The organism is Halomicrococcus pelagicus (assembly GCF_050954125.1).
In genome coordinates, this window is record NZ_JBPBWC010000034.1 from 1 (window position 1) to 15,129 (window position 15,129).

The window sequence follows — 15,129 nt, forward strand, 5'->3', positions numbered from 1 at the left end:
CTGTACGCCGCCGCACGCCAGGTCGGCGTCCCGCGCAGCCTCGACGAGGTGGCGACGGTGAGCCGCATCGACGCGATAGAGTTCAAGCGCACCTACCGCTACATCGTCCGCGAACTCAACCTCGAAATCCAGCCCGCCGACCCCCAGAGCTACCTCAAGCGGTTCGAGAGCGAACTCGAACTCTCGCCCGCGACCCAGCGCCGGGCACACGACCTGCTGAAGACGGCCCAAGAAGCGGGCATCACCAGCGGGAAGTCGCCCGTCGGCCTGGCGGCCGCCGCCATCTACGGAGCGGGTCTGGTGGAAAACGAGCGCGTCACCCAGGACGAGGTCGCCGAGGTCACCGACGTGAGCACGGTCACCATCCGCAACCGCTACCAGGAACTGCTCGCCGCCGCGGACGAGACCGAGGTCCTCCCCACCAACGTCTCGGTCGACGGGAGCGACGAGGCCGCCGCGTAGACGGCGTCTCAGTCGTCCGCAGTTGCGACCGTCTTTCCGAGTCGGCGCTCTATGAAGTCGTCCAGGATCTCGAACGCGCGAATTTTCTGCTGAATGTCCGAGGAGCCGTGTCCCTCCTCGCCGAGTTCGACGTACTCGTAGTCCCCGTCTGCGACGGCTCCGCCGTCGTCCAGAGACGCCGTCGACGCCTCCCGCTCTTCGTACCCGGCGTCGTCGAGCGCGTCGCGGAAGATGCGGGCCTGCGAGACGGGGACGCGGCGGTCGTTGACCCCGTGTAGGAGCAACAGCGGCGCGTCGACGTTTTCGACGTGCGTGACGGGACTGCGCTCCTCGTAGAGGTCCGGGTTCTCCTCGGGCGTCCCGAGGTACTTCTCCATCAGTTCCGTCCGGAAGTGCGGCATCGTGTTCTCGTACATGTCCACGAGGTCGGTCACGCCGATCCACGCGATGCCGGCGTCGTACAGCGACGGGTACTGCACCATCTGCCAGTACGCGGAGTATCCGCCGTAGGAGCCGCCGAACACGGCGACGGTGTCGTCGTCGATCCAGTCGCGGATGTCGAGCACGTGTTCGGCCGCGGCCACGACGTCGGCCTGCTCCGCGCCGCCCCAGTCGCCGTACAGTTCCTCGCGGAACTCCCGACCGAGTCCGGCGGACCCGCGGTAGTTGACCTGCAGGACGCTGTACCCCCGGGTGACCAGGAACTGCGTGAACAGGTCGAACTCCCGCTTCTCGTGGACCGGCGGTCCCCCGTGGGGGTTGACGACGAGCGGCGAAGGTCGCTCGCCGGAGTCGTACAGCAACGCCTCTATCTCCAGTTCCGTCGAGGGCTCCAGTTCGACCGCCTCGGCGGGCGCGTCGGCGACGCCGTTCGAGGTGAACGTGAAGAATTCCGCGTCGGCGAAGGAGTCTGGGTCGACGTCGCCGTACTCGGCTTCGACCAGCGTCTCGTACTCGTCGGTGGCGAGGTCGTAGGCGAGCAGTTCCGGCCGACGCGTGGGGGTGGTGTGGACGACGAGCACCCGGTCGTCGTCGAGGACGGCCGACCCGTTGGCCGGGAACGAGGCGACGCCCTCCGGGAGGTCCAGCGTCCGGGTCTCACCGCTGTCGATATCGCACACCATCGCGATGTCGGCGGCGTCGCGGGTCCTGCTGGCGAGAAAGCGGTCCCCGTCGGGGAGAAACTGGACCGGTTGCTCCTGGTAGTCGTCGTCGCCGAACCAGGTCACCGCGTCGCGCTCGACGTCGTAGACGCCACAGCGGGTCTGGTCCTCGGTCGTGTCCGAGACGAGGAGTCGGTCGCCGTCGGGCCCCCAGTCCACGGGATGGGCTTCGGCTCCCTCTTCCCCGATCTCCAAATTGCGCGGGTTCGACCCGTCGACGTCGACCAGGTAGACGTCCCGGTTCTGGAAGTCGTCCGACTCGTTGGTCGAGTAGGCGACGCGGTCGCCCTCCGGGGAGAGGAGGCCGCTGGCCGTCGCACGGTCGTAGTCGGTTATCTTTGTCGTCTCGCCGCTCGGCAGGTCGTGGACGTAGAGGTTCATCTGTCCGCCGGCCGCCGACACGACCAGCAGCGTCTCGCCGTCCGCGCCCACGTCCTGGAGGGCGTTCTGTCCGTCCATCTCGAAGACCGGCTCAGCGTTACCCTCTGCGTCGATGGCGTGGATGTCGTTTTGCTCGTTTCCGTCCTCGTCGAGGTGGAAGAACACGCGCCGGCCGTCGGCTCCCCAGCGGACCCACCAGCGCGCGTTGCGCGGAACCTCGCCGTCGCTCCACGTCGTCCGCTCGCCAGTCTCCACGTCGAGCACGTGGAGTTGGTTCCGACCGGTCTCGTCGTAGTACATCGCCACCCGGTCGCCGTCCGGAGCGGCGGTCGGGTGAGCGAGGGTCGGGAGCCGGGCCAGTTCTTCCAGAAGTTCGTCGTCGGACATGTACCGTCACGAGAACTTCAGGTGGCAAAAAGTTTCGCCGAAGCGCGTTTCTATAACTATTCTTACCAGTAGATAGTAGCACGATTTCTTTGTTCAGAAGAACCCGTGAACTCGCGGTAAGTACAGGAGAACGACCTATCGATTACTCTTCGGCGTACAAGAGGGTTCGTCGGCATTCGGGACACACATATGGGACCGGTGTGAGGATTTCGTCTGCCCGCATGCTGCTAAGGAATCCGCCTTCTGGCGGCTGTGAGACAATGGAGAGTTCCCCAAGGGCGTCGGTTCCTTGTAACTCCATCTGCTCTAATGGTTCCTCACAATCTGGACAGACCTTCTCGGAGGACATACCTGTATAGAGTACAGCCATCCCTCTTAAAACCGATTTGATTGTTCGCTGGCTCGGTGTCGACTGGCTTCGTTCTGCTGGCGTTCGATACGCATCTGTAGTTACCGAATCGGGCGTTTTGCTATCACATCCGATTCTGGGTAAAGAAGCCGTAATACTGACTACTGTTCTGATTCCTGTCGTCGTTCGCGGTCGACGCGCCGCCCGGCCACCACTCGCGAGTCGGCGAGGCGCTCGCGGGTCGGCGGCGCGCTCGCCGGAGCGCCGACGGCGGCGGGTCAGTCCTCCAGTTCGAAGTCGATGCCGTCGGCGTCCTCGGCGACCGTCTCGTTCACGCGGACGCCTTTCGACGCGAGGTGCTGGAGCTGCTGGCGGGCGAACTCCTCCTCGCGGGTGCCGCGCGTCGCCAGCACGTACATCCGCGCGCTGCCGGCAGGACGCATCGTCCGACCGGCGCGCTGGGCACCCTGGCGGCGCGAACCGCCGAGACCGGACGCGACGACGGCGAGTTCGGCGTCCGGCAGGTCGATGCCCTCGTCGCCGACGCGGGAGACGACCAGCGTGTCCAGGCGGCCGTCCCGGAACGACTGGAGGTGTCGCTCGCGCTCGGCGTGGCGCATCTCGCCGGAGAGGAACGGAACGCCGAGAGCGTCCGCCAGCTCCTTCCCCTGCTCGATGTACTCCACGAAGACGAGCGCCTTCGCGTCCGGGTGTTCGGCCAGCAGGTACCGGACCTCGTCTATCTTCACGGGGTTCGAGGCCGCCACGCGGCGCTTTCCGTGACGTTCCGCGCTGGCGTACTCGTCGTGGTAGCTCTCGTCGTCCCAGGGGACGTAGCGGATTTCGACCTCCGGTTCGGCGACGTAGCCGGCGTCGAACAGCGCGTCCCAGTCCGTTCCGATGGGCGGCCCGATGAGCGTGAATATCTCCTTCTCGCGGTCGTCCTCCCGGACGGGGGTCGCCGAGAGGCCGAGCCGATGCTTCGTCTGGAGGTCGGCGCTCCGCCGGAACACGCGACTCGGGATGTGCTGGCACTCGTCGTACACGATGAGGCCCCACCTGCGCTGGTCGAACAGCTGTCGATGTCGGTCCATGCCGGCGGTCTGGTAGGTGGCGATGGTGACGGGACGGACGTTCTTCTCGCCGCCGTGGTACTCGCCGACCTGGTCGGGCGAGAGGGAAGTGTTTGCAAGCAGTTCCTCGCGCCACTGGCCGGCGAGTTCGCGGCTGGGCACCAGCACGAGCGTCTCGCCGCCGACAGCCTCGACGATGCCCATCGCGGCCACCGTCTTCCCGCTGCCCGGGGGGCCGACGAGCACGCCCGACTTCAGGTCGAGGAACTGCTCGACCCAGCGGCGCTGGTACTCCCGTAGTTCGAGGGCGAGGTCGACCGAGAGGTCGTCGCCCTCGTCCAGGTCGCGCTCGTCCTGCACCGGGTAGCCCGACTCGTAGAGGACGCGTTTCACCTCGGCGACCTTCTCCTCGGCGACCCAGCTCTCGTCGTCGCCGAGCGGCGCTCGCAGGTGACTCTCGTCGAGCTTCTGGCGCGCGACGTTGCCCATCAGCTCGTCGCTCGCGGCCCGGAGGACGGTGTAACCGTCCTCGTGTGTGTAGAGCGTGAACTGGTGGGCGCGCTTGTACTGCTCGGTGACGAACGCCTCCAAGTGGTCGGACTTCTCGGGGAGCACCTGTCGAACCGTCCTGAGCAGCGAGTCGAGGTCGTCGTACGGCGCCTGCCAGACGTCCTCCTGGCGGACGACGTAGCGATAGCCGCCCGACCCGGTGGTGTCGGCGAGGTGGGCGAACTGCGACAGTTGCGCGCGGGTGAACTGCGACGGCTGGTCGACGACTATCTCGCGGCGCTCGGGGAAGACGACGACGCGCTCGCGGTCGGCCAGCCGCGCCAGTTCGGTCGGGAACCAGACCACGGGGTCGCCCACGACGTCCAGCCGCGCCACCTCGTCGCGCCCGGCGAGAGCGGCCAGCGCGTCGCTCGCCTCCGCCTGGGTGCAGTCGAGCGTTCGCGCCAGCTCCTCTGCGGTGAGCACCGGACGGCCCATCTCCTCGACCGCGTCGTGGAACGCCGACAGGTCGACGTCCTCGGCTCCGACCGCGTCGTCGCCCGCGTCTGCGGCGGCGACCGTCCCCGCGCCCCCTTCGTCGTCCGGTCGTCCGCCCTCCTCGGCGTCGATGTCCTCGTCGGTCACTGCTCACCGCTTGGCGCGCGGTCGGCATACGGGTTACGACTCCCCCGACCCCGTCGAACGCTCCGGCAGTCGGGGGCCGAATCTCCGGCGGGTCCTCGGACTGAAGTGTCGCGCGCGCCAACTGCCGACATGGCACGTGAGGTCACTCACACCGCGACCGGGCCGCTGAAACTCGACGAAGACGACCTCGACCCCGAGAAGGGCGACGTGGCGGTCTGTCTCTGCGGGCTCTCCGACGACTACCCCTTCTGCGACGGCTCGCACCGCGTCACCGAGGACGAAGTGGAGGGGATCGTCTACCGCTACGAGGACGGCGAGCGCCGCGTCGTCTCCGAAGACGAATGAGCCGCCGCGCCGCGGCGACCGGCGTCCACGTCGCGAGCGACGGCGGCGACGGCCGAACGCCGGCGACAACCGCTAACTACTCTCGGCGCGTGCCGACGGTATGCGTCCCGAAAACGCCGTTCTGGCCGCGGTCGTGCTCGTGCTCGGGGGCGGCCCGGCGCTCGCGGGGGCTGCTTCGCCGAACGCCGCGACGGAGACGCGTTCCGCGACCGCCGACGCCACCGACGGGCGGTCCGCGCTCCAGGCACCCATCGTCGACGCGGAGATAAACTACACCTGCCGGGCCGTGAACGTCTCGGTCTCGCCGGAGTGGGTCCGGTACGACCTCGTCGTCTACTACTACGACGCCGTGACCGACGACACGGGCAAGGCGTTGCTCGGTCCGCTGAACGGGACGGTGCGGGAACCGTTCGGCCCCGAAATCTACCTCACGCGCGTCCAGGTGCTGGTGAACGGCGCGAACGTGGGCGAGGAGGGCCTCCCGGCGCGGTGCTACCCGGACAGGAGCGCCGACACCGATTCGTCGAGGTCGTCGAGCGCGACGGACGGCGGGTCAACGCCGGCGTCCGGGGGTTCTCGGAAGCCCGTCCCGGTCGCGATAGCGACGACGTGATCGTCGCGAGCGACGGCACCGTCGGTCGAGAGTCGTCGAACGCCGGCCAGCGCCGTCGCCGACGCGGGTTCGACGCAGAACCCCGCCCGGCGGGCGAGCGCTCGCTTCGCGTCGAGAATCTCCTCGTCCGGAACGGAGACGACCGCGCCCCCGGTCTCTCGGACCGCGGTGAGCGCCCGTGTCCCGCTCGGTGGGTCCGGGTTGGCGATGGAGTACGCGACCGTCTCGCCCGCCTCGGCAGTCTCCACCTCGTCGGCACCGTCCCTGTAGGCTTCGGCGATGGGGTCGCAGGCGGCGGCCTGCACGAGGTAGAGTCGTGGTACGTCTTCGAACAGCCCTGCCGCGTCCAGTTCCCGGAGCGCCTTCCACGTCGCGCTGGCGTGTCCGCCGCTGCTGACCGGGAGGACGACGGCGTCGGGAGCGGTGCGCTCTCCGAGCGCCTCGGAACGAGCGGGCGACGAGCGGGACGGACCGCCGTCCGCGTCCGGCGCGTCCAGGCCGGTCCGCCGGAACTGCTCGCAGATTTCGAGCGCCGTCGTCTTCTGGCCGGCCACGCGGTAGGGGGTGTCGGAGTTGACGAACCGCACGCCGGAGAGGTCGAGGCTCTCGTAGTAGAGGCGGCCGTAGTCGCCCGCCACCCGGACGACGTCGGGGTCGTACGCCGCGAGGTAGCCCAGTCGCTCTGGCGGGATGTCCTCGGGAACGAGCACGAGGCAGGGCAGGCCCGCGCTCGCGGCGTTGGCCGCCATGCTCGTCGCCATGTTGCCGTGCGAGACGGTGCCGACGCGGTCGTCGCCCGCGCTCGCGGCGGCCGCAACCCCCACGGCGCTTCCCCTGTCTTTGAAACTCCCCGTCGGATTCTCGCTCTCGTCCTTGAGCCAGAGTCGACAGCCGGCGGACTCGTCGAGACGCGGCACGCGGACGAGCGGGGTCGCGCCCGCGGCCGTACCGACGCCGTCGAGGGGGTCGACCGGGAGGAAGTCGGCGTAGCGCCAGACGCCGCGCGTCCCCGGTCCGTCGGCGTCCCCGTCGGGCCACGAGAAGTCGGCGGGGTCGGTGGCGAGCCAGAGCGGTTCGCCGCAGTCACAGCGCGCCCCCGACCCGGCGGTCCGACCACAGCGGTAGCAGGTCAGTGTCACCGCGGGTCCTCCCGGCGGTCGGTCCCGGCGTTCCGTCCGTCGGCGCTCTCCGTCGCGTCCGCGTAGGCGTCGAGCGCGTCCTGGCCGCCGCGGGCGAGGTAGTCGGCGTCGGTGCCGACCGCCTGGAAGTCGAAGCCCGCGTCGGCCCAGCGCGCCACCTCGTCGGCCTCGAACGCGATGGTGCCGACGGCGGTGTCGGCGGCGTGGCCGGCCTCGAGGACAGCGGAAATCTCGGTGTCGATGGCGTCGACGTCCCCGAACGCGTCGAGCGACGCCGAGAGGTCCGCCGGGCCGACGAACAGCGCGTCGACGCCGTCGACGTCGGCGATGGCGCGAGCGTTCTCGACGCCCGCCGCGGTCTCTATCTGGACGACAACGACGACCTCGTCGTTGGCGCGCTCGAAGTGGTCGTCGAGGTCGAGACCGTACGAAGACGCCCGGGTGCCGGCGACGCCCCGGACGCCCTCCGGCGGATAGCGCGCGGCCTCGACCACGTCCCGGGCCTGCGCGACCGTCTCCACCATGGGCACGACGACACCGGAAACGCCGGTGTCGAGGGCGCGCTTGATGCGGGCCGGGTCGTCGTCGGCCACCCGGACGAGCGGTTCGGTCGGGCCGTCCGCGGCGTCGACGGCGCGGGCCATCTCGGCGACCGTCTCCACGGACGTCGGCGCGTGCTCGGCGTCGACGACGGCGAAGTCGAAGCCGAGTTCCGCCTGGAGTTCGGCCACCGCCGGATGGCCGACGGTGAGCCACGTGCCGACGAGCGAGTCGCGGTCGAGGAGAGCCTGCTTGAGGTGTTCGCTCATACCCGAACGGACGCACCGCGCGTGCAAATATGTGGTCGATTCTCCGAACGCGCGACACGGTCGCTGCGCCGGCGAGTCGACGCCATCCGGTTCGACGCGTCAGTCCACGCCGGTGACGCTGTAGATGACGAACAGGTAGCCGACGGTCGAGACGGCGTAGTTGACCGTCAGCAGGAGGCGACTGTTCTCGAATCCGGTGAGGAACGCGCTGAACGTGGTCGCGATGGACGCCGCGACGAGGATGGAGAACCCGACGGAGAGTACGAGCATCGACCGTCTCTCGGTCTGGAGATACGCCCGCATCGCCAGTCCCACCATCGTGAGACCCGTCGCTGCGACGGCGACGCTGAGCACGACGTACGTGATTTCAATAGCTTGCCTCTGGCGGCGTTCGTGGACGACAACTCACCGATTTGATTTAAAAGTATCCCGTCATTCGCGGTCGAGTCGGGCCGTTCGTCTCGGCCGGAGCGGTTCGCACGACGGGGCGACCGGGCGACGGCGTCGACCGGCCGGTAGCGCAGGGGCCGCGCCGTCGACCGTCGCTCGGCGTCGAACGCGGCGATGGAGGAGCGGTGGCGCGCTAAATTTCCCGGACGAAACCCCGAACGCTTTAGTAGTAATCGGCGAATCCACCGCCATGCGCGTCGAGAACAGTTTCATCCCCGTCCGGGGAGTCGGGGAGAAGACCGAACGTCGTCTGTGGCGGGACGGGGCGACTCGCTGGGAGGAGTTCCGCCCGGACCTCGTCGGGCCGAAGACCGGCGACCGCATCGAGGAGTTCATCGCCACGGCCAGCGAGCACCTGGACGACGGGAACGCGGCGTTCTTCGCCCGGGAGTTCCCCGGCAACGAGGCCTGGCGGCTCTACGAGAACTTCCGCGATACGGCCTGCTTCTTCGACATCGAGACGACGGGGCTGAGCCAGCGGTCGAGCGTCACGACGACGGTCAGTCTCCACCGCGACGGCGAGACGACCACGCTGGTCCGGGGCCGAGACCTGACGGGGGAGCGCCTGCAGCGCGAACTCGGCGACGCCGACCTGCTCGTCTCGTTCAACGGCAAGCAGTTCGACGTACCGTTCCTGGAGGGCGAGTTCGACCTCTCGCTGGGCGCTCCGCACGTCGACCTGCGATTCCTCTGCAACCGCGTCGGGCTCTCGGGCGGCCTCGACGGCGTCGAAGCCGAACTCGGCATCGACCGCGGCGGGATGGACGTCGGCGGCGAGGACGCCGTCCGGCTCTGGTACGAGTACCAGGACGGCGACGAGTCGGCACTGGAGACGCTGGTGAAGTACAACCGCCTGGACACGCGGAACCTGGAGACCGTCGTCGAACACGTCACCGACCGCCTCCACGAGGACGTGTTCGCCTGCCACCTCCCGTAGGCGCGCAACGAGAGCAGACGGCCGGGCGAACGGGACCGAAATCGCACCCCACGAACCGGCCGGAGGGACGCGGCGGTGGCCATCGGATAATTACGTTCGGCCGCCGAGATTCCAGTGGAGGACAACGTGGTCGAATACGACTTCACCGACGCGGTAGTTTTCGTCACTGGAGCAGCGCGAGGCCAGGGACGTTCGCACGCGCTCGCGTACGCGGAGCACGGGGCCGACGTGGTCGCGACGGACATCTGCGAGACGACCGCCGAATCGAAGTACGAACTCGGCGACGAGACGGAACTCGACGAGACCGTCGAGCTAGCGCGTGACCGCGGCGCGGAGGCCATCGGCGTCCAGATGGACGTCTCCTCGGAGGAGGACGTCGAGTACGCCGTCGAGACGGCGCTCGACGAGTTCGGCAAGATAGACGTCCTGGCCAACAACGCCGGCGTCGCTCCCGTCGGGAGCCTGCTGGAGATGGACGAGGAGAACTGGGACCACGCCCTCGACGTGAACCTGAAGGGGATGTGGCTCTGTGCGAAACACGTCGGCCAGCACATGGTCGACCGCGGCGAGGGCGGTCGCATCGTCAACACCTCCTCGACCGCCGGGATGGTCGCGTCGCCCGGTCTCGGCCACTACACGGCGGCCAAACACGGCGTCCTGGGACTGACGAAGACGCTGGCCGTCGAACTCGCACCGCACGACGTGACAGTCAACGCCGTCTGCCCGACCGCGGTCGACACGCCGATGACGGGCGGCATCGTCGAGAGCATCGACGAGGACATCGCCGAGATCGCAGAGCAGTCGGGACCGGACAACCTGCTCGACGACATCGTCCAGCCAGAGGACATCAGCGCCGCGTTCCTGTGGCTCTCCAGCGATGACGCGCGCTTCGTCACCGGTATCGGACTCCCCGTCGCGGCCGGCGCGACTGCGCTGTAACGCGAGGCGGCCACAGTTTCTCACTTTTCGACCTATGGACTGGAACGACATACTCGACCGCGACCGGAACCGAATCGCCTGGTGGCTGTTTCTCGCCACGCTCGGCGTCGGCGTACTGTTCGTCGGCTACTCGTACGTCGGGACCTTCGTCTTCGGCCTGTTCATCTACTACGCCTCGCGCCCGGCCTACCAGCGAATTCGGTCGGTCGTCGGCTCCGACGGCACCGCCGCGGCGGCCACGCTGCTCGGGGCGACTCTCCCGCTCCTCGCGCTCGTGACGTACATCGCCGTGATGGGCCTGCAGAACGCCGCGTCGATGACGGGACTACACCCGGACCAACACCTCGGGCTTCTGCAACCGTTCGTGAACGTCCAGGCACTGACGTCGAGCCAGCAGGACCTGCTGTCGACGTTCCTGAACCGACCGTTCAGGGTCCTGTCCGGCAACTCCGGACAGCTCCGGGAACTCCTCTCCACCGGGCTGTCGGTGCTGGGCGTCGTGGCGACCGGCCTCGTCCACGTCGCGCTCGCGTTCGGGTTCGCGTTCTACCTGTTGCGCGACGACGACCGCATCGCGGCCTGGTTCAGTTCGTCTATCGCGTCGAAGGGGTCGGCGGCCCACGCGTACGCGACGGCCGTCGACGACGACCTGGAGACCATCTTCTTCGGGAACGTCCTGTTCGTCTTCGCGGTCGCACTCGTCGCGGCCGTCGTCTACAACGGGTTCAACGCCGTCGCGCCCTCCGCGCTGTCGATTCCGTTCGCGATACTACTCGCGCTACTGACGGGCGTGACGAGTCTCGTCCCGCTCGTCGTCGGAAAGCTCGTCTACGTTCCCATTGTGCTGTACGTCGGCGGGGTAGCTGTCACGCAGGGCGGACTGTCGCTGGTCTTTCCGGCCGGGCTGCTCGTCGTCTGTTTCCTGTTCCTCGACATCCTGCCGCAGACGTTCCTCCAGCCGTACATCTCCGGCCGACAGACACACACGGGAATGATGATGTTCGCGTACCTGCTCGGGCCGATGCTGTTCGGCTGGTACGGGTTCTTCCTGCTACCGATGTTCCTCGTGCTCGTCCTGCAGGCGGTCCGTATCGTCCTCTCCGAACTGCTCCACGGCGACCGCCTCACGCCGCGCGTGACCACCGCCGAGTCGCTCGGCGCGTCCCCCGAGATAACCGATTCCACCGAGTCGACAGCGTCTGATGACTCGACTGGGGGCGACGACTCGACAGTGTCGAACGGCTAGCGAGCCGGACTTCCGGTCCCGGATGCCGGAGACCGACCCGGGGATGGCTGCCGGCCGTCGCCGGTCCGTGCCGACCACCTTCGGCCACCAAGCGCCGACCGCCGTGATTTTCGTCCGGCGATAACCGGAGTCAGGTTATAAGCCGCTGGCACGTACAGGTCGACACGTAGATGTACGACGACATTCTGATCCCGACCGACGGGAGCAGTGCCACGGAGACCGTCATCGAGCACGCGGCCGACATCGCGCGTCGGCGGGACGCGAGCGTCCACGTCCTCCACGTGATAGACGACCGCGCGTTTCTCACCCTCTCCGACGACCGCATCGAGGAGGTCACGGAACAGCTCCGGACTGAGGGCGAGCGGGCCGTCGGCGACGCCGCCGACCAGCTAGAGGCCGACGGCATCGAGGTCGCGACCACTATCAGGAAGGGCGACCCGGCGGACGAGATAGTCGCCACGGCTGAGGAACGCGGGGTCGACCTGGTCGTGATGGGCACTCGCGGCCCGGGTGCCACCGAGAACCTGCTGGGCAGCGTCGCCCAGAAGGTCGTCGCCACGGCGGCCCGTCCGGTGCTCACCGTCGACATCTCCGACGACTGAGACGGTGGCCGTCGACGGACGCCGACGCCTTTCGACGCGGCTGCCAAAAGAGGTTATGCGGCCGCGGTCCACTACGTGAGGTATGGCGATCGAAAACCGGAGCGACACGTTCGAGATCGGCGGAGACCGAACCGTCCACCGTCTCGGCTACGGCGCGATGCGGCTCACGGGCGAGGACATCATCGGGCGACCCGACGACGAGGAGGCGGCCCACCAGGTGCTCCACGAGGCCATCGCGCGCGGCGTCGACTTCGTGGACACAGCAGACTCGTACGGTCCCTGCGTCAGCGAGCGCATCATCGGCGAGGCGCTGGCTCCCTACCCGGACGACCTCGTCGTCGCGACCAAAGGCGGCCTCCTGCGCAACGACGACGGCGACTGGATTCCGAACGGCGACCCCGACTACCTCCGGAACGCCATTCTCGGCAGCCTCGACCGCCTCCGGGTCGACAGCATCGACCTCTACCAGCTTCACCGCCCCGACCCCGACGTCGCGTTCGAGGACTCGGTCCACGCGCTAGCGGAACTGAAAGACGAGGGCAAGATAGACCACGTCGGCCTGAGCAACGTCGACGTCGACCAGCTGGAGACCGCCCGCGACGTCGTCGAGATAGCGACCGTCCAGAACCGGTACAACGTCGCCAACCGCGAACACGACGACGTACTCGATGCCTGCGAGGACGCCGGAATCGGCTTCATCCCGTGGTATCCGATGGGAGCTGGCGACCTCGAAGAGAGAGCCGACGACCTCGGCGCGGTCGCGGAGGCCCACGACGCGTCCCGTCGACAGGTCGCGCTGGCGTGGCTGCTCCACCGCTCGCCGGTCACGCTGCCGATTCCCGGCACCGCCAGCGCCGACCACCTGCGCCAGAACGTCGCCGCCTCCCACCTCGACCTCACCGACGACGACCTGGCGAAACTGGAGTGAGTTCCCCGCGACGCGTTCCGATACCGTAATAACCCGCCAGCCAACGTGTACCGGCACGGATGTACTCACTCCTTCATCTCGGATTCGAACACCCGAACGTGACGTGGATTGCCGTGACCGCCGTGGTCGCGTTCGTCGCCGGACTCGGCGTTACCGCGTACGAAACGCTCGCGACGGACGGACCGAACCCACCCGTCGAGTCGCCGGAAGAATCGAAGTAGCGCCCAGTCGACCGGATCGACTCTCGCGAGCCATCCGCAGGTATCAGAACCTGGCACGGCAGGTGAACGTTTTTGAAGACTGCCGGCGTATTATCCTACATGGACGATAATGAAACACGGGGGGCCGTCGACGTGGACGCGAACGAGGAGGTCGCGGAGCCGGACTTCGACAACCTCATCGGCATCGTCACCGACGGACTCATCGGCGCGGTCGGGGGGCTGGTCGGGACCGCAGTGATGACCGCGATACTGCTGGTCGCGGCGGGCCTCGGGGCCTTCCAGTTCGCTTCGTTCGCGGACCTCGCCAACCTCACCGGTCTGAACGCGCTGTTGCCGGGGAACCCCATCGCCGTCGGCTACGTCATCTTCCTCCTCGGCGGGATGGTGACGTGGCCGCTCCTGTTCGCGTCCATCGGCTCGTACCTCCCCGGCGAGGAGTTCGCTATCAAGGGTCTCCCGTACGGGTTCGTGCTCTGGACCGGCTTCGCCCCCGCGTTCTACGAGGGGTTCTCCGGCGCGGCGCTCGTCGTCTACCTCGTGCTGACGTTCCTCGGGCACCTCGCGTACGGCTTCTCGCTCGGGTCGGTGTTCGATTACCTCTCCACGCGCCCGACGACGCTGGTCTGAGACGCTCACGGCAGTCGTCGTCACCCACCGCCGGCTCTCACTTCGCCACGTGAATCCCCCAGCGGTGCCCTACCCAGTCCCGCGATGTCCGCGCGAATGCCCGCTCGTCGGCCGGGAAATTCCTGGCGGCCGTCGGAAGCACCGCGAGGGTCGCGCCGACGCTGTCCCCCGCAGAACCGGACGAACCGGGACCCACCCCAGCGGGGCTTCGACCGTCGCCGCATACTTCGCCATCCGACGAGTCCTGCGGCCGTGGTCGTCCGGCGTCGCGACTACCCAGGGTATTATCGGCTTGCGGCCGAAGGTCGAAATATGACATCCAACTCCTCGGTTCGACCGGCGGAAATCGCTGATATTTCTGCTATTCAGCGTGTCGCCAAGAAGACGTGGCACGCCGCTCACGACGACATCGTCGGCGCTGACACCGTCGAGGAGTTCGTCGTCGACCAGTACGAGACCGAGCGCGTCCAGGAGTGCATCGTCGCACCGAACCGGGAGTTCTGCGTCGTGGAGCCCAAAAGCATCGTCGGGTTCGCCGACGCCGGACCGGCCGACGATAGAACCTACACGCTCCACCGCCTCTACGTCCACCCCGACCACTGGAAGGACGGCCACGGTAGCAGTCTGCTCGCCTGGACGGAGTCGGCACTCCGTGACCGCGGCATCACTACCCTGCAACTGATGGTGATGGCCGACAACGAGCGAGCGATCGAATTCTACGAATCGCAGGGGTTCGACCGCACCGGTCGGAACCGCGACGACCGATTCGACGTCGAGAGTTACGTGTACGCGAAAGAGCTCTGAGCGCCTCGATTCGGCGGTCGTGAACGTCGGCTGAGCCGGTTACTCTTGCTCCGGCCGTCGCTGCTGCCGTAACCTCGCGTCCGTTCACGAGACGTGGAGTGCTATCTTCTCGCCTCGTCGACGGTGCTTTTGAGCGCGTCCCGAAAGACGCGTCCAGGAAACTCGCTCGCGACGATAATCGCGGTCGACTCCGCCGTCGTTCGTCGCGAGTCGGTGTGAGGACAGGTCGGTCGCCGCGAATCGGACGGAACGGCCGACGGCGAAGAGTGACAACGACGGATTACTACCGGACGGGTGACATCCACCGTAGACGAACCTCGCTTCAGCGGGCGTCAAGTGACGATTGTCTGGGACGACCCGGCGTTGCGCGTCGGATCGACGGCGTCGCCACTGGCGAAATAAATACGAAAAGCCCACGATCAGCACGTGCTGGTCGTGGGCTGTGGTATGAGTGGGAGGCGGCGAACCGGTGTTCCCAGAGGCTCGCGCACTCCAGTACTGGCCGGAACGCAGGCGGGCT

At 67.7% G+C, this 15,129-nt stretch carries 15 protein-coding genes; 10 read left to right on the forward strand and 5 right to left on the reverse strand.

The features are described from left to right. Nucleotides 1-462 (forward strand): transcription initiation factor IIB (locus ACRYA2_RS26145; protein WP_433634668.1); only part of this gene is annotated, 462 nt, incomplete at its 5' end. Nucleotides 463-470: 8 nt separating this feature from the next. On the opposite strand, the gene ACRYA2_RS26150 is transcribed toward ACRYA2_RS26145, so the two are convergent. After that, nucleotides 471-2,393 carry a S9 family peptidase gene (locus tag ACRYA2_RS26150; protein ID WP_433634670.1) on the reverse strand — a complete coding sequence of 641 codons (1,923 nt, stop codon included), beginning with the start codon at nucleotides 2,391-2,393 and terminating at the stop codon, nucleotides 471-473. Between the two features lie 627 nt (nucleotides 2,394-3,020). Beyond that, nucleotides 3,021-4,949, reverse strand: a complete 1,929-nt coding sequence (locus tag ACRYA2_RS26155) for a DEAD/DEAH box helicase family protein (protein WP_433634672.1) — start codon at nucleotides 4,947-4,949, stop codon at nucleotides 3,021-3,023. Between the two features lie 129 nt (nucleotides 4,950-5,078). Between ACRYA2_RS26155 and ACRYA2_RS26160 the strand changes: the two genes are divergently transcribed. Further along, nucleotides 5,079-5,294 (forward strand): CDGSH iron-sulfur domain-containing protein, encoded by a 216-nt coding sequence (locus tag ACRYA2_RS26160; RefSeq protein WP_433634674.1) that lies wholly within the window; start codon nucleotides 5,079-5,081, stop codon nucleotides 5,292-5,294. A 492-nt stretch (nucleotides 5,295-5,786) separates the two neighbouring features. Here ACRYA2_RS26160 and ACRYA2_RS26165 read toward each other — a convergent pair whose 3' ends face one another. The 3 genes from ACRYA2_RS26165 to ACRYA2_RS26175 form a co-directional block, all read right to left on the reverse strand. Further along, nucleotides 5,787-7,046, reverse strand: a complete 1,260-nt coding sequence (locus tag ACRYA2_RS26165; RefSeq protein ID WP_433634676.1) for a threonine synthase — start codon at nucleotides 7,044-7,046, stop codon at nucleotides 5,787-5,789. Further along, on the reverse strand, nucleotides 7,043-7,855 hold the full coding sequence (locus ACRYA2_RS26170; protein ID WP_433634678.1) for an HpcH/HpaI aldolase family protein: 813 nt from the start codon (nucleotides 7,853-7,855) through the stop codon (nucleotides 7,043-7,045). The genes ACRYA2_RS26165 and ACRYA2_RS26170 overlap by 4 nt, the downstream gene beginning before the upstream one ends. A gap of 99 nt (nucleotides 7,856-7,954) precedes the next feature. Further along, the gene (locus ACRYA2_RS26175) at nucleotides 7,955-8,209 is read right to left on the reverse strand and encodes a DUF7521 family protein (protein ID WP_433634680.1); all 255 of its coding nucleotides are present in this window, start codon (nucleotides 8,207-8,209) and stop codon (nucleotides 7,955-7,957) included. A 286-nt stretch (nucleotides 8,210-8,495) separates the two neighbouring features. On the opposite strand from ACRYA2_RS26175, the gene ACRYA2_RS26180 reads away from it, so the two are divergent. The 8 genes from ACRYA2_RS26180 to ACRYA2_RS26215 all read left to right on the forward strand — a co-directional run bounded on the left by ACRYA2_RS26180 (nucleotide 8,496) and on the right by ACRYA2_RS26215 (nucleotide 14,609). Beyond that, nucleotides 8,496-9,242: a ribonuclease H-like domain-containing protein gene (locus ACRYA2_RS26180; protein ID WP_433634682.1), complete on the forward strand. Its 747-nt coding sequence runs from the start codon at nucleotides 8,496-8,498 to the stop codon at nucleotides 9,240-9,242. A 126-nt stretch (nucleotides 9,243-9,368) separates the two neighbouring features. After that, a complete protein-coding gene (locus tag ACRYA2_RS26185) occupies nucleotides 9,369-10,181 on the forward strand; it encodes a mycofactocin-coupled SDR family oxidoreductase (RefSeq protein ID WP_433634684.1) in 813 nt (270 codons plus the stop codon). Nucleotides 10,182-10,215: 34 nt separating this feature from the next. Next, complete coding sequence (locus ACRYA2_RS26190) at nucleotides 10,216-11,427, forward strand: AI-2E family transporter (RefSeq protein WP_433634686.1); 1,212 nt, start codon at nucleotides 10,216-10,218, stop codon at nucleotides 11,425-11,427. Nucleotides 11,428-11,597: 170 nt separating this feature from the next. Next, nucleotides 11,598-12,029 carry a universal stress protein gene (locus ACRYA2_RS26195; protein WP_433634688.1) on the forward strand — a complete coding sequence of 144 codons (432 nt, stop codon included), beginning with the start codon at nucleotides 11,598-11,600 and terminating at the stop codon, nucleotides 12,027-12,029. An 82-nt stretch (nucleotides 12,030-12,111) separates the two neighbouring features. Beyond that, a complete protein-coding gene (locus ACRYA2_RS26200; RefSeq protein ID WP_433634690.1) occupies nucleotides 12,112-12,957 on the forward strand; it encodes an aldo/keto reductase in 846 nt (281 codons plus the stop codon). 59 nt (nucleotides 12,958-13,016) lie between these two features. After that, the gene (locus ACRYA2_RS26205) at nucleotides 13,017-13,178 is read left to right on the forward strand and encodes a hypothetical protein (protein WP_433634692.1); all 162 of its coding nucleotides are present in this window, start codon (nucleotides 13,017-13,019) and stop codon (nucleotides 13,176-13,178) included. A 99-nt stretch (nucleotides 13,179-13,277) separates the two neighbouring features. Further along, on the forward strand, nucleotides 13,278-13,805 hold the full coding sequence (locus ACRYA2_RS26210; protein ID WP_433634694.1) for a DUF6789 family protein: 528 nt from the start codon (nucleotides 13,278-13,280) through the stop codon (nucleotides 13,803-13,805). 312 nt (nucleotides 13,806-14,117) lie between these two features. Next, nucleotides 14,118-14,609, forward strand: coding sequence for a GNAT family N-acetyltransferase (locus ACRYA2_RS26215; protein WP_433634696.1), 492 nt, complete (start codon nucleotides 14,118-14,120; stop codon nucleotides 14,607-14,609). Nucleotides 14,610-15,129 lie beyond the last annotated feature (520 nt).